We start from the raw sequence: 13529 nt of genomic DNA on the forward strand, positions 1-13529 counted from the left end.
TGCAGACGGCTTGATGAAGATCCCGCCGCTGCCTTCGCCAAGGCCATCAAAGCCTGCTTCCCGTTACGCCCCCGGTTCGTTGGCGTTGGGGAAGAACAGCTGCTCACCGTTGATGGTGTAGTCGGCGATCGCCTTCTGCCCTTCGGCCGACACCAGCCAGTCGACGAAGGTCTGGCCGTCGGCCGCTTTGACGTGGCTGAACTTGGCCGGGTTGACCAGCATCACGCCATACTGGTTGAACAGGCGCTTGTCGCCCTCCACCAGCACCGTCAGCGGGCCGCGGTTCTTGAAGTTCAGCCAGGTGCCGCGGTCGGTCAGGGCATAGCCGTTCATCGCAGCAGCGGTGTTCAGCGTCGGACCCATGCCCTGGCCGATCGAGCGGTACCAGCCTCCGTCGGCCTTGGTCGGGTCGAGATTGGCGGTCTTCCACAGCGCGAGTTCGGCCTTGTGCGTGCCGCTGTCGTCGCCGCGCGACACGAAGGGAGCCTTGGCCTGGGCGATCTTCGACAGGGACTCGGCAACGTCCTTGCTGCCCTTGACGCCGGCCGGATCGCTGGCCGGACCGACGATGACGAAGTCGTTGTACATCACCGGCTTGCGCACGGGTGCGAAGCCTTCGGCGACGAACTTCTCCTCCGACGGCTTGTGGTGGACGAACAGCACGTCGGCGTCGCCGCGCTTGGCGAGGTCGATGGCCTGACCGGTGCCCTTGGCGACGACCCGCACCTCGATCCCCGTCCTGGCGGTGAATTTCGGCAGGAGCGAGCCGAACAGGCCCGAATCCTCGGTCGAGGTGGTGGAGGCGACCGTGATGAAGCGGTCGGCGGCCAGCGCGGCGGACGGGGCGGCGGCCTGGACCAGACCGGTCAGGGCCGCAGCGGCGGCACAGCCCAGCACGCCCAGCACGAATGAACGGCGCAGCATCCCTCAAATCCTCCCACATGCGTTGTTGCCCGACTGGCATAGCGCAGTCGGGACGGTCCTGCAAAGACTTGCCAAGCTTCCGTCCATTCGGTCGCAGGCCATCCGATCAGGCCCGTCCGGCCGTCTCCGTCAGCAGGGAGGCGGCGAGATTGACCGTCAGCGACAGAGTCATCAGCACCATGCCCAGCCCCAGGGCCATCGGCAGGTCGCCCTTGCTGGTCTCCAGCGCGATGGCGGTGGTCATGACGCGGGTTACATGCTCGATGTTGCCGCCGACGATCATCACCGCCCCCACCTCCGCCGAGGCGCGTCCGAAGCCGGCCAGCACGGTGGTGACGAGGCTCCAGCGCGCCTCGGCCAGCAGGGTGGCCAGCCGGCGGACCGGGCCGGCGCCGGTGACGCGCAGCAAATCGTCATACTCGACCAGCAGATCCTCTACCGTCTGCCGGGCGAGGGAGGCGACGATCGGCACGATCATCACCGTCTGGGCGATGATCATCGCCGTCGGCGTGAACAGCAGCCCCAGCACCCCGAACGGGCCGGAGCGCGAAAGCAGCAGATAGACCACCAGCCCGACCACCACCGGCGGCAGTCCCATCATCGTGTTCAGCGCGATGGCGACGGCGCGCCGGCCGGGAAAGCTGAGTGCCGCGACGGCAGCCCCCAGCGGCAGCCCGATCAGCGTGGCGATGGCGACGGCGGACAGGCTGACGCGCAGCGACAGGCCGATGATCCGCATCAGCCCGTCGTCCATCGACAGAATCATGGAAAAAGCCACGGCCAGGGCTTGGGAAAAATCCTGCATGGAGTCCAAATCACTTTTCGAATTCGCTTCGGCGAGGGCTTGTCCGACGGACGCCGCTCGCCCACACTCGCGCGCATGAGCCCGACCATGAGCCTGAAGACCTTCACCATAGCGCCGGATCCGGCGAACCCCAAGCTGACCGAGCGTGTCCGCGGCCTGGACCAGGACGGCCGCGAGATCGAGACCGCCGTGACGGTCGAACGGCCGCTGACCCTGTACCTGAACGGGCAGGAGATCGTCACCATGATGACGATCGGCGACTATCCGGACTGTCTGGCCGTCGGCTATCTGCTGAACCAGAACATGCTGCGGCGTGACGACCGCATCACCGGCATCGACGTGGACGAGGAGACGGATACCGTCGTCGTCCGCACCGAGCGTGCGACCGATTACGAAGCGAAGCTCAAGAAGAAGACGCTGACCTCCGGCTGCGCCCAGGGCACCGCCTTCGGCGACGTGATGGAGACCTTCGAATCCGTCCATCTGCCTGCCGACCTGAGGCTCCGCACGTCGTGGATCTACGCGCTGTCCAGGCAGATCAACCTGCAGCCCAGCCTGTATCTGGAGGCCGGAGCCATCCATGGCTGCGTGCTGTGCCAGGAGGACCGGCCGCTGATCTATATGGAGGATGTCGGCCGCCACAACGCGGTGGACAAGGTCGCCGGCTACATGCACCTGAACGGCATTTCCGCCGAGGATAAGATTTTCTACACCACCGGCCGCCTGACATCCGAGATGGTCATCAAGACGGTACAGATGGGCATTCCGATCCTGATCTCGCGCTCCGGCTTCACCGCCTGGGGCGTGCAGCTGGCGCTGCAGGCCAACCTGACTCTGGTCGGCCGGGCCAAGGGCAAGCGCTTCATCGCGCTGGCCGGCACCGACCGGCTGGTGTTCGATACCAATGCCGTTGGGACCGATGCCGCCGGGGCCGACGACGAGAACCCCCGGCACGCACGCAAGGGAAGCCGCGATGACGACTAACTCCGCTCACCCCGACATTGGCGGCGTCCTGCTGGCCGGCGGCCTGTCGCGCCGGATGGGCGGCGGCGACAAGTGCCTGCGGCCGCTGGGCGACCGCAGCATCCTGGAACGCATCGTCGCCACCGTCCGGCCGCAGGTAGGGCCGCTGGTGCTGAACGCCAACGGCGATCCGGCCCGCTTCACCCACCTCCATCTGCCGGTGGCGGCGGATGTGGTGGAGGGCTATGCCGGCCCGCTCGCCGGCGTGCTGACCGGCATGGAGTGGCTGCGCGGCACCGCCCCCGGCATCGGCTGGGTCGCCAGCTTCGCCACCGACGCGCCCTTCATCCCGCGCGACCTCGTCACCCGGATGGTGGCGGCGCTGGAGCGGGAGGGTGCCGACCTCGCCTGCGCCCGTTCCGGCGGGCAGGACCACCCGGTCTTCGGGCTGTGGCCGATCCGTCTGGCCGGCGACCTGCGCGGCGCCATGGTGGAGGAGGGTGTCCGCAAGGTCGATGCCTGGACCGCCCGCTACCGTCTGGCCGTTGCCGATTTCGCTATCGATCCGGTCGACCCCTTCTTCAACACCAACCGGCCGGAGGATCTGGCCGAGGCGGAACGCCTGCTGGCATCGGGACACGCGTCATGACGGAAAAGCTGGACCGTATAGAGACGATGCCGCTGGGCATCGTGGTGGAGCGCCGCCGCGGCGTGACCGCCTGGGCCGACTGGAGCTGGCGCCCGGTCTCGGTCATTCCCGGCGCCGGGCCGGTTGACCCGTCCGGCCGCCTGTTGATGGAGGGCGACGGCTGGACCCACAGCCACGCCGCCACCCTGATGCTGGAGCTGTTCCGCACCGACACCGAGGGCTATCGGCTGAACCTGTCGCAGGAGCCGCCGCGCCTGTGGGTGGTGATGCGCCCCGGCGCGGATGGGGAGGAACTGGTGCCCTTCACCGTCACCGCGTCGGCCCATGAAGGGGAGGGCTATCAGGTCGGAGCGGACGTGGTGGAGACGGTGCCGATGCCGGCGGAGGTGATCGCGCTGGTCCGTGACTTCGTCGAGCAGCATCATGTCGACGTCCCCTTTCACAAGCGGGAGCGCAAGCGCCACTTCGAGAAGGAGGACCGGCAACGGTGAGCGGCGAAGCCTTCCTGTCACGCTGGTCGCGCCTGAAACGCACGGCGGTCAAGCCGGAGTCAACCCCTGCCGACCTTCCCCCACCGGTCGATGAGGCTGCGGAGCTTCCCGTTGCCGTTGCCGACGAGAGCCCGGTCGATCCTGCCCCACCAGAGGCCGGAGACCCGCTGAAGGATTTGCCGCCGGTCGAGGAACTGACCGGCGACTCCGACTTCACTCCCTTCCTGCGCGCAGAGGTGCCGGAGGATCTGCACCGGCAGGCTCTGCGCAAGCTGTGGACCTCCGACCCGATCTACGCCAACGACGACGGACTGAAGGACTACGCCGACGACTATGCCAGCCTGTTCACCGGCGGCGTTCCTGTGAAGACTCTGTACCGTGTCGGCAAGGGCTTCCTCGACACACTGGACGAGGTGGCGGAGGGGGGCGAAGCCGAAGTCGTCGCGGAGGACACCCCTGCTTCCCAACCGCCAATCCCCTCTCCCCCCCCGGGAGAGGGTTAGGGTGAAGGGGATGCACAGCGAGGCCTTATCGATCCGCGCGCAATCCCCGTCGCCCTATTCATCCACCCCAGGCCTCGCCCTCACACCGACTCTCTCCCCGAGGGAGAGGGGGATTTCTCCCAAACGTACCCCCTCGCAAAATCGCTTTCAAAATGCGACGGATCGCCGCGCCAGTTTAGACCCCCTCAAAACTCAGGGGCGCTCTGTTAGCGTGAGCATAACGCCGCGATAAAGTTTCATTTGTCCCCACTTCCCGGCGCGTCCTTAGTTGACAAAAGGATAGGTTCAGTCCTTTTATTATCTGGCCGTGAATTGCTAAGCCACTGTAAGGCAACAGCTTTTCGCAGGTGCATCAAAAGGGGTGATGGACCGGTTCCAAAAACGGCGCGCGGCAGGACCGCAGGCGCCGATGCCCCTGTCCTGTGTGTCCGGGAGGAGTTTGCGGCGCGTGTCCAGGGCCGTCGATCACACCGTCCCTCCTGCGATTGCGGAGGAGGAACTATTCCGTGCGCAGGTCTATGCCCTGCTGGCGCGTCTGCTCGCGCGTGCACCCGATGGCGCGTTCCTGACCGCGCTGGGTGAATTGGCGGGGGAGGGCGGCGAGTTCGGCGCGGCCCTTGAGCAGTTGGCCGAAGCGGCACGCGGTAGCGACCCGGCGGCGGTCGACGAGGAGTTCACCACCCTCTTCATCGGCGTCGGCGGCAGCGAGCGCACCCCCTACGGGTCCTTCTACCTGACCGGTTTCCTGAACGAGAAGCCGCTGGCGGAGCTGCGCGCCGACATGGCGCGGCTGGGCATCGCCCGTGCCGACGGCGTGTCGGAACCGGAAGACCACGTCGCCGCCCTGTGCGAGATGATGGCCGGCCTGATCGTCGGCGAATTCGCGCCGGAGGACGGCGGCATCGTCGGGCTCGACGGGCAGCGGACCTTTTTCGACCGCCACATCGGCTCCTGGGCCGGGCGGTTCTTCGCGGATTTGGAGACCTCGCCCTCGGCCCGCTTCTATCGGGCGGTCGGCGCGGTCGGACGGAGTTTTCTGGCGGTCGAGGCGCGTGCCTTCGACCTTGCGGCCTGAAGGTGAGGAGCGAAGCCATGACGCGGAACGCGGTCACAGCCACGGATGAAGCTGCCAAGCGGAACACGGACATTCAGGGCAAGGACACGTCTCTGGCCCGGCGCGACCTGTTCCGCGTCGCCGGTCTCGGCGTCGGCGCACTGGGTGCAGTCGCGGCCGGCGTAACCGCCACCGGCGGCGCGGCCGAGGCTGCTCCGGCAGAGACGGCCTCCACGGGCTACCGCGAGACCGACCATGTCCGGAAGGTCTACGAAGTCAGCCGCTTCTAAGAGGAACGCCCCCGATGCTCATCAAGAAAAGCTCGGCCACCTCCGGCGGCCGCCACCTCGCCCGTACCCTGACCCAGACGCTGGCGACCGCCACCGGCGTTACAGTGGACCGCCGCGCCTTCCTGCGCACCTCCGGCATCGCCGCCGGTGGCGCCGCGCTGGCGTCCGCGATGCCCTTCGGCATGGTGAAGAAGGCCGACGCCGCCACCGCGGCGGCCGTCGCCGGTGCACCGGTGAAGCAGGTCAAGTCGGTCTGCACCCACTGTTCGGTCGGCTGCACCGTGGTGGCCGAGGTGCAGAACGGCGTCTGGATCGGGCAGGAGCCCGGCTTCGACAGCCCGATCAACTTGGGCTCGCACTGCGCCAAGGGCGCCTCGGTGCGCGAGCACGCCCATGGCGAGCGCCGGCTGCGCTATCCGATGAAGATGGTCGACGGCAAGTGGACCCGGATCAGCTGGGACCAGGCGATCGAGGAGGTCGGCTCCAAGCTGCTGGCGATCCGCGAGCAGTCCGGCCCGGATTCGGTGTTCTGGCTCGGTTCGGCCAAGCACAGCAACGAGCAGGCCTATCTGTTCCGCAAGTTCGCCGCACTCTGGGGCACCAACAACGTCGACCATCAGGCGCGCATCTGCCACTCCACCACCGTGGCCGGCGTGGCGAATGTCTGGGGCTACGGCGCCATGACGAACAGCTACAACGACATCCAGAAGTCGCGCGCGCTGTTCTTCATCGGCTCGAATGCCGCTGAGGCGCATCCTGTCGCCATGATGCATGTGCTGAAGGCAAAGGAGCAGAACGCCGCCCCGCTGATCGTCGCCGATCCACGCTTCACCCGCACCGCCGCCCACGCCAACGAATATATCCGCTTCCGTCCCGGCACCGACGTGGCGCTGGTCTGGGGCATCCTCTGGCACATCCTCCAGAACGGCTGGGAGGACAAGGACTATATCGCCAAGCGCGTCTACGGCTTCGACGACATCCGCGCCGAGGTCGCCAAATGGACGCCCGAGGAAGTCGAGCGCGTCACCGGCGTTCCCGGTTCGCAGCTGCAGCGCGTCGCCCGCACCCTGGCCTCCAACCGTCCGGGCACGCTGGTCTGGTGCATGGGCGGCACCCAGCACCACATCGGCAACAACAACACGCGCGCCTATTGCGTGCTTCAGCTGGCGCTGGGCAATGTCGGCGTGTCGGGCGGCGGCACCAATATCTTCCGCGGCCACGACAACGTGCAGGGTGCGACCGACTTCGGCGTCACCTCCGACAGCCTGCCCGGCTATTACGGGCTGGCCGAGGGCGCGTGGCGTCACTGGGCGCGGGTCTGGGATCTCCCCTATGACAGCATCCTGAAGCGTTTCGGCTCCAAGGCGCTGATGGAGAGCACCGGCATCCCGGTGTCGCGCTGGTTCGACGGCGTGCTGGAGGCCAAGGAGAATCTCGACCAGCCCAACCCGCTGAAGGGCATGGTCTTCTGGGGCCACGCGCCGAACAGCCAGGTCCGTCTGCCTGACATGAAGAAGGCGATGGAGAAGCTGGAACTGCTGGTCGTCGTCGATCCCTATCCGACGATGACCGCGGTTCTGCCCGACCGCAAGAATGATTTCTACCTGCTGCCGGCCGCGACCCAGTTCGAGACCTCCGGCTCCGCCACGGCGTCGAACCGTTCGGTGCAGTGGCGCGACAAGATCGTCGAGCCGCTGTTCGAAGCGAAGACCGACCACGAGATCATGTATCTCTTCGCCAAGAAGTTCGGCTTCGCGGCGGATCTGGTCAAGAACATCAAGGTTAACGGCAACGAACCGCTGGTCGAGGACATCACCCGCGAATGGAACCGCGGCATGTGGTCGGTCGGCTATACCGGCCAGTCGCCGGAGCGTCTGAAGCTGCACATGCAGCATCAGGCGACCTTCGACAAGACGACCCTGCGCGCCGTCGGCGGTCCGTGCGATGGTGATTACTTCGGCCTGCCCTGGCCTTGCTGGGGCACGCCGGAAATGAAGCATCCGGGCTCCGCCAACCTCTACGACACCTCGCTGCCGGTCGCCGAGGGCGGCGGCGCCTTCCGCGCCCGCTTCGGCGTCGAGCGCAACGGCGTGACGCTGCTGGCGGAGGGCTCCTATCCGGAAGGGTCGGAGATCAAGGACGGCTATCCGGAAGTCACCATGGCGATGCTCCAGAAGCTGGGCTTCGAGGCGGACCTGACGCCGGAGGAACTGGCGGTCATCCAGAAGATCGGCGGCGACAAGATCGGCGCCGTCTCCTGGACCACCGATCTATCCGGCGGCATCCAGCGCGTGGCGATCAAGCACGGGCTGAACCCGCCGGGCAATGCCAAGGCCCGCTGCATCGCCTGGAACTTCCCGGACCCGGTTCCGATCCACCGCGAGCCGCTCTACACCCCGCGCCGCGATCTGGTCGCCAGCTATCCGACCTACAAGGACACCAAGTCCTGGCGTGTTCCGACGCTCTACAAGTCCATCCAGGACCGCGACGTGTCGAAGGAGTATCCGATCATCCTCACCTCCGGCCGTCTGGTCGAATATGAGGGCGGCGGCGACGAGACCCGTTCGAACCCCTGGCTGGCCGAGCTGCAGCAGGACATGTTCGTCGAGATCAACCCGTTCGACGCCAACAATGCCGGCGTCAAGGACGGCCAGCTGGTCTGGGTCGAGGGCCCCGAGAAGGGCAAGGTGAAGGTCAAGGCCATGGTGACCGAACGGGTCGGCCGCGGCGTCGCCTTCATGCCCTTCCATTTCGGCGGCGTGTACCAGGGGCAGGATCTGCGCTCCAAATACCCGGCCGGGGCCGACCCGATCGTGCTGGGCGAGGCCGCCAACACGGCGACCACCTACGGCTACGATTCGGTGACCCAGATGCAGGAAACCAAGACCACCCTTTGCCGCATCCAGGCGGCCTGACGCGCGGGAGTTTGAACCATGGCCCGGATGAAATTCCTGTGCGACGCCGAACGCTGCATCGAGTGCAACGCCTGTGTCACCGCCTGCAAGAACGAGAACGAGGTTCCCTGGGGCATCAACCGCCGCCGCGTCGTCACCATCAACGACGGCAAGCCGGGGGAGCGGACGATCTCGGTCGCCTGCATGCATTGTTCCGACGCGCCCTGCAAGGCGGTCTGCCCGGTCGACTGCTTCTACCAGACCGCCGAAGGCGTGGTCCTGCACAACAAGGATCTGTGCATCGGCTGCGGCTACTGCTTCTACGCCTGCCCGTTCGGGGCGCCGCAGTACCCGCAGGCCGGCAATTTCGGCACCCGCGGCAAGATGGACAAATGCACCTTCTGCTCCGGCGGTCCCGAGCCCGACAATTCGGAGGCCGAGTTCAAGAAGTACGGCCGCAACCGTCTGGCCGAAGGCAAGCTGCCGCTCTGCGCCGAGATGTGCTCGACCAAGGCGCTGCTGGCCGGCGATGCCGACAAGGTGTCGGACATCTATCGCGAGCGCGTTGCCGCCCGCGGCTTCGGCTCGGGCGCCTGGGGCTGGGGCACCGCCTATCAGACCAAGTCGGGTCAGGAGCGCGGCCAGCCCGGAGGCTCGCTGTTCCAGGGCACCGGTGGTGCGGCCGGCGGTCTGCCTGTGCAGAAGCAGGGGCTGTGACGGTGACGCGGACCGTCCTGTTGGTGTTCGGCGCCGTCGTCCTGCTGGCCGGTTGCCAGGAGGACGGGGCGCCGCGTCCGGTCCATCTGGACAAGGGCGTCTACCAAGGCGCGGTCGACACGCCGCTGACCGCCGAGCAGTTGCGGGCGCTGCAACAGCGTACCGCCTATCAGGCTGTGCGATAGGGAGCGTCCGATGGAAGGTCATCGCATGAAGTCGGCTCTCGCCGCTCTGCTGTTTGGGATCGGTCTTGCCGGTGGCTTCGCGCTGCCGGCCGCCGCCCAGTCCAGCGTCCGCGTCGGCGGTCCGGTGGCGGAGCAGCAGGTCGACCGCGACGGGCCGATGGTGCCGACCCAGATCCCGGGCCAGAGCCGGGGCGACAGCTGGCATGACATCCGACTAGGCGAGCAGGGCACCGTCTCCATTCCCAACAAGCAGGCCGGCGTCCTCATCCAGTCGGAAGGCGAGGCGTGGCGCGCCGTGCGCAACGGCCCGCTGAGCCAGTATGGCTCCTGGGTGCTGGGCGGCATCCTGGCTCTGCTGGCGCTGTTCTTCCTGGTCCGCGGGCGCATCCGCATCGACGGCGAGAAGACCGGTCGCACCATCCAGCGCTTCAATGCCTTCGAACGCGGCGTCCACTGGATGACCGCCGGCAGCTTCGTCGTGCTCGCCATTTCCGGGCTGAACGTGCTGTACGGCCGCCACACGCTGCTACCGCTGATCGGGCCGGAGCCCTTCGCCGCGCTGACCCATTACGGCAAGCTGGCGCACAACTTCCTGGGCTTCGCCTTCATCCTGGGCGTGGCGCTGATCTTCGTCATGTGGTCGCACCACAATATCCCGTCGCGCCATGACCTGACCTGGTTCCTGAAGGCGGGCGGCCTGTTTTCCAAGGGCGTTCACCCGCCGGCCCACAAGTTCAACGGCGGCCAGAAAGTCATCTTCTGGTCGACGGTGGTCGGCGGCGCGGCGCTGGGCTTCACCGGCGTGCAGCTGGTCTTCCCGTTCAGCTTTGCCACGCTGGAGGAGTTGCAGCTTTATCAGCTGGCCCATGCTGCGATCGCCGTGATCATGATCGCCATTATCCTGGCGCACATCTACATCGGCTCCGTCGGCATGGAGGGTGCGTTCGACGCCATGGGCGACGGTCAGGTCGAACTGCAATGGGCGCGCGAGCACCACTCGCTGTGGGTCGAGGAAGTGACCGGCGAGAAGGTGCGCCACGGGCATCACGGGACGCCGGCGGAGTAGAGTGGTTGAAGGGGCTGGCTGAGCCCCCCTTGACCCCCATTATAATCCGTGGCCCCTTTGGCGCTCCCATCATCCCGGATGCGCCCGCCATGACCTCCTACCTTACCGAACGTCAGGCCGTGATCGACGGATGCCTTGCCATGAACCGGCTGGGCATCAACCAGGGCATGTCGGGCAACCTGTCGCACAGGGTCGATGGCGGTTTCCTGGTCACGCCGACCAGCATGCCCTATGACGTCATGACCCAGGCCGACATCGTCGAGATGGGCTTCGACGGCACCTATCTCGGTGACCGCCGCCCCTCGTCGGAATGGCGCATCCACCGCGACATCCTGCGGGCGCGGCCCGACGTGACTGTGGTGCTGCATGCCCACCCGACCTTCGCCACCGCGCTGGCGGTGCATGGCCGCGCCATCCCATCCTTCCATTACATGGTGGCCTTGGCCGGCGGCGATTCGATCCGTTGCGCGCCCTACGCCACCTTCGGCACGCAGGAGCTGTCCGACCACGCCCTGACGGCGCTGGAGGGGCGACTCGCCTGCCTGCTGGCCAATCACGGCATGATCGTGCTGGGCAGCAGCGTCCAGTCCGCCCTGTCGCTGGCGGTGGAGGTCGAGACGCTGGCCCGCCAGTACCTCTATGCCCAGCAGTTCGGCGAACCGGTGATCCTGCCCCCCGACGAGATCGCGCGGGTGGCCGAGAAGATGCGGCGGACGAAGTACGGCCAACCGGTCGGCGGCAACGACGCGCCGGAGGATACGGCGCGTCCGCGCTCCTGATTAAGGACCGATCTGCGTCATCGAGGTGCTGCCGGCGAGATGACCGGCGGCTTTCAGTGCCGCGACACGCAGCAGCGGCTTGGCATTGCCCGCCGCTTCCACCTGCAACGGGCGCTCCTCCGCCGGCGGTTCATAGACGGCGGGCAGGGCGATGGTGATGCGGGTACCCTGGCCGGGCTCGCTCGCCACCTCGATGTCGCCGCCCAGCATGGCGGTGTAATGTCCGACCAGCGTCAGCCCCAGCCCGGCGCCGCGCGGCTTGCCCTGGCCGCGGGTCGCCACGGCTCCATTGCCGGCTCCCTGGACGAAGGGTTGGAACAGCCGGCCGGTCTGCGTGGTGGGAAAGCCGCGGCCGGTGTCGGCGACGGTGAAGCGGTACCAACGGGCGCCATCACGCTCCACCGTCTCGGCCGACAGAGTGACCATGCCGTCCTGGGTGAACTTGCAGGCATTGTCCAGCAGGTTCAGCAGCGTCTGCCGCACCTTGGTGAAGTCCGAATGCATCTGGCCGAGCCCGGCAGCGGCCGACAGATCCAGCGTGTTGCCGTAGAGGTCGGCGGCCGGCATCGACCGTTCCCGCGCCTCGGTCAGCAGCCGGTTGACGTCGAAATCCTGTAGACAGACGTCCATCGCCCCGGCCTCGACCTTGGCATAATCGAGGATGGCGTCGACCAGGCCGGTCAGCTGTTCACCGGTCCACTGGATATGCTCGACATCGGTCGCCAGCTCGTCGACGCCCAGCCGGTGCAGGTCGGTCATCAGCGCCTGGCTGGCATTGACGATCTCGGTCAGCGGGCCGTGCAGCTCATGGCCCATATTGACCAGGAAGTCGCTCTTGGCCCGGCTCGCAGCCTCGGCCAGCGCCTTCTCGCGCAACAGGCGGGTGTGCTCGATCTCCGCCTCGCGGCGCTCGCGCTCGGTGTCCTCGGCGCTGCCGCGCAGCGCTTCCACCGCGCGGGCCATGGCGGCGATCTCGTCCTGTCCGGTCAGTGCCGGCAGCGTCAGGTCGGTGCGCCCGGCGGCCAGCGCCGACACCGCGGTCGCCATCGTCTTCACCGGAACGGCGATGCTGCGCTGCACCAGCCACAGCGCGACGAGCCCGGCGAGCACAATCAGCCCGCCGATCCACAGCGCCACGCTGGTGTAGCCGGACAGGCCGCTGGTCAGCGTGCCGCGCAACGCCTGGGTACCGGCCTCCGCCCGGCGGCGGATTTCGCCCAGATTGGCGGCGATGCCGGCGGCGTTGGCGGCCATCGCATCGGCACGCAGATTGTCTTCCTCGACCACTGAGCTTTCGATGGCCGACAGCACCCCGCCGGCCTTCGCCAGCAGGGCGGTGACCTCGTCGATCGACTGCTTGGTGCCGGGCACCCAGAGATAGCGGTTCATTTCCGCCAGCCGGTCACGGGCGGCGGCCAGTTGGCTACGCATCGCCTCGGCATCCTGCGGATCGCGGCGGTCGACGTAGCGGGTCAGATGCTCCTGCATCAGCAGGGTGGCGATGGCGGCATCGCTGGCCAGCGCCGTCGAATCGACGCCGCCGGCATTCTTGAGCTGGTCCAGCTTGCGGCGGGTCTCCGCCACCAGCGGCTCCAGCACGCCGGTCATCTGGCCGTTGCGGTCGTTGCGCAACGCGATCAGCTTCTGCACCGCCGCCCAGTAATCCTCTAGCGCGGCGCGGGCCTTGCCGACGCCCTGGCGATCGGCACTCTCCACCACATCCTTCGACAGCGCATCCAGCCGTTCGCGCAGCGTGTCATGCCGCCAGGAGGCGTCGAGGAGGCTCTGGTCGTCACCGAAGGTCAGATGGTCACGCACCGCGACTTCCATGTCGCGCAGGCTGACGTCGGCGTCCGCCGCCACCTGCGACAGGTCGGCCCGGCCGGAGAAGGCGCCGATGTCGCGCGATACCGCGTAGAACCAGCCGAGCCCGACCAGGGCCAGCAGGACCACCAGACCAAGCGCAATGCCGAAGCCGGTGCCGACCCGCGCCGACACGGTCATGTCGCGGAATCGGGTCCGGCGGCCGCTTGGGGACAGAATGCCGTTCCGCTTCACACCGACTCCCGCTCGCGCTGTGCTGACGATTTCCGCATCCGACCGGCCACAACCATTGAGACAAGCATTGAGCGGGCCGGTCGCCGCGCGCGCGGATTGTAGCTTGGCTATCCCCTCAGGCAAACAGACAAGTGTGCGACGGAGTACCGCC

At 67.3% G+C, this 13529-nt stretch carries 14 protein-coding genes; 11 read left to right on the top strand and 3 right to left on the bottom strand.

Annotated features, from left to right (window positions below):
* Nucleotides 1-63: 63 nt before the first annotated feature.
* Both J2848_RS00765 and J2848_RS00770 read right to left on the bottom strand, forming a co-directional pair.
* Nucleotides 64-924: an ABC transporter substrate-binding protein gene (locus J2848_RS00765; RefSeq protein ID WP_149230575.1), complete on the bottom strand. Its 861-nt coding sequence runs from the start codon at nt 922-924 to the stop codon at nt 64-66.
* Between the two features lie 106 nt (nt 925-1030).
* Nucleotides 1031-1690: an ABC transporter permease gene (locus J2848_RS00770; protein ID WP_412506235.1), complete on the bottom strand. Its 660-nt coding sequence runs from the start codon at nt 1688-1690 to the stop codon at nt 1031-1033.
* A 126-nt stretch (nt 1691-1816) separates the two neighbouring features.
* Here J2848_RS00770 and fdhD point away from each other — a divergent pair, with 126 nt between their 5' ends.
* The 11 genes from fdhD to J2848_RS00825 all read left to right on the top strand — a co-directional run bounded on the left by fdhD (nt 1817) and on the right by J2848_RS00825 (nt 11320).
* Nucleotides 1817-2713, top strand: a complete 897-nt coding sequence (gene fdhD / locus J2848_RS00775) for a formate dehydrogenase accessory sulfurtransferase FdhD (protein ID WP_149230577.1) — start codon at nt 1817-1819, stop codon at nt 2711-2713.
* Nucleotides 2703-3341, top strand: a complete 639-nt coding sequence (gene mobA, locus J2848_RS00780; RefSeq protein WP_149230578.1) for a molybdenum cofactor guanylyltransferase MobA — start codon at nt 2703-2705, stop codon at nt 3339-3341. Before fdhD ends, mobA begins: the two co-directional genes overlap by 11 nt.
* A complete protein-coding gene (locus tag J2848_RS00785; RefSeq protein WP_149230579.1) occupies nt 3338-3832 on the top strand; it encodes a DUF3305 domain-containing protein in 495 nt (164 codons plus the stop codon). The genes mobA and J2848_RS00785 overlap by 4 nt, the downstream gene beginning before the upstream one ends.
* Nucleotides 3829-4335 (top strand): DUF3306 domain-containing protein, encoded by a 507-nt coding sequence (locus J2848_RS00790; RefSeq protein WP_149230580.1) that lies wholly within the window; start codon nt 3829-3831, stop codon nt 4333-4335. Before J2848_RS00785 ends, J2848_RS00790 begins: the two co-directional genes overlap by 4 nt.
* 448 nt (nt 4336-4783) lie before the next feature.
* Complete coding sequence (locus tag J2848_RS00795; protein WP_149230581.1) at nt 4784-5410, top strand: TorD/DmsD family molecular chaperone; 627 nt, start codon at nt 4784-4786, stop codon at nt 5408-5410.
* A gap of 17 nt (nt 5411-5427) precedes the next feature.
* The gene (locus tag J2848_RS00800; RefSeq protein ID WP_246193750.1) at nt 5428-5679 is read left to right on the top strand and encodes a formate dehydrogenase; all 252 of its coding nucleotides are present in this window, start codon (nt 5428-5430) and stop codon (nt 5677-5679) included.
* A 14-nt stretch (nt 5680-5693) separates the two neighbouring features.
* Nucleotides 5694-8594, top strand: a complete 2901-nt coding sequence (locus J2848_RS00805; RefSeq protein WP_149230582.1) for a formate dehydrogenase subunit alpha — start codon at nt 5694-5696, stop codon at nt 8592-8594.
* An 18-nt stretch (nt 8595-8612) separates the two neighbouring features.
* Nucleotides 8613-9290: a formate dehydrogenase FDH3 subunit beta gene (gene fdh3B, locus J2848_RS00810; protein ID WP_149230583.1), complete on the top strand. Its 678-nt coding sequence runs from the start codon at nt 8613-8615 to the stop codon at nt 9288-9290.
* Between the two features lie 2 nt (nt 9291-9292).
* Entirely contained in the window at nt 9293-9475 is a 183-nt protein-coding gene (locus J2848_RS00815; protein WP_149230584.1) for a hypothetical protein, read from the top strand.
* Between the two features lie 25 nt (nt 9476-9500).
* Nucleotides 9501-10541, top strand: a complete 1041-nt coding sequence (locus tag J2848_RS00820; protein ID WP_246193751.1) for a formate dehydrogenase subunit gamma — start codon at nt 9501-9503, stop codon at nt 10539-10541.
* An 89-nt stretch (nt 10542-10630) separates the two neighbouring features.
* Nucleotides 10631-11320: a class II aldolase/adducin family protein gene (locus J2848_RS00825; protein WP_149230586.1), complete on the top strand. Its 690-nt coding sequence runs from the start codon at nt 10631-10633 to the stop codon at nt 11318-11320.
* On the opposite strand, the gene J2848_RS00830 is transcribed toward J2848_RS00825, so the two are convergent.
* The gene (locus J2848_RS00830) at nt 11321-13324 is read right to left on the bottom strand and encodes a sensor histidine kinase (RefSeq protein WP_246193752.1); all 2004 of its coding nucleotides are present in this window, start codon (nt 13322-13324) and stop codon (nt 11321-11323) included.
* Nucleotides 13325-13529 lie beyond the last annotated feature (205 nt).

The sequence above is a fragment of the Azospirillum lipoferum genome (assembly GCF_024170005.1).
Taxonomy (GTDB): Bacteria; Pseudomonadota; Alphaproteobacteria; order Azospirillales; family Azospirillaceae; genus Azospirillum; species Azospirillum lipoferum.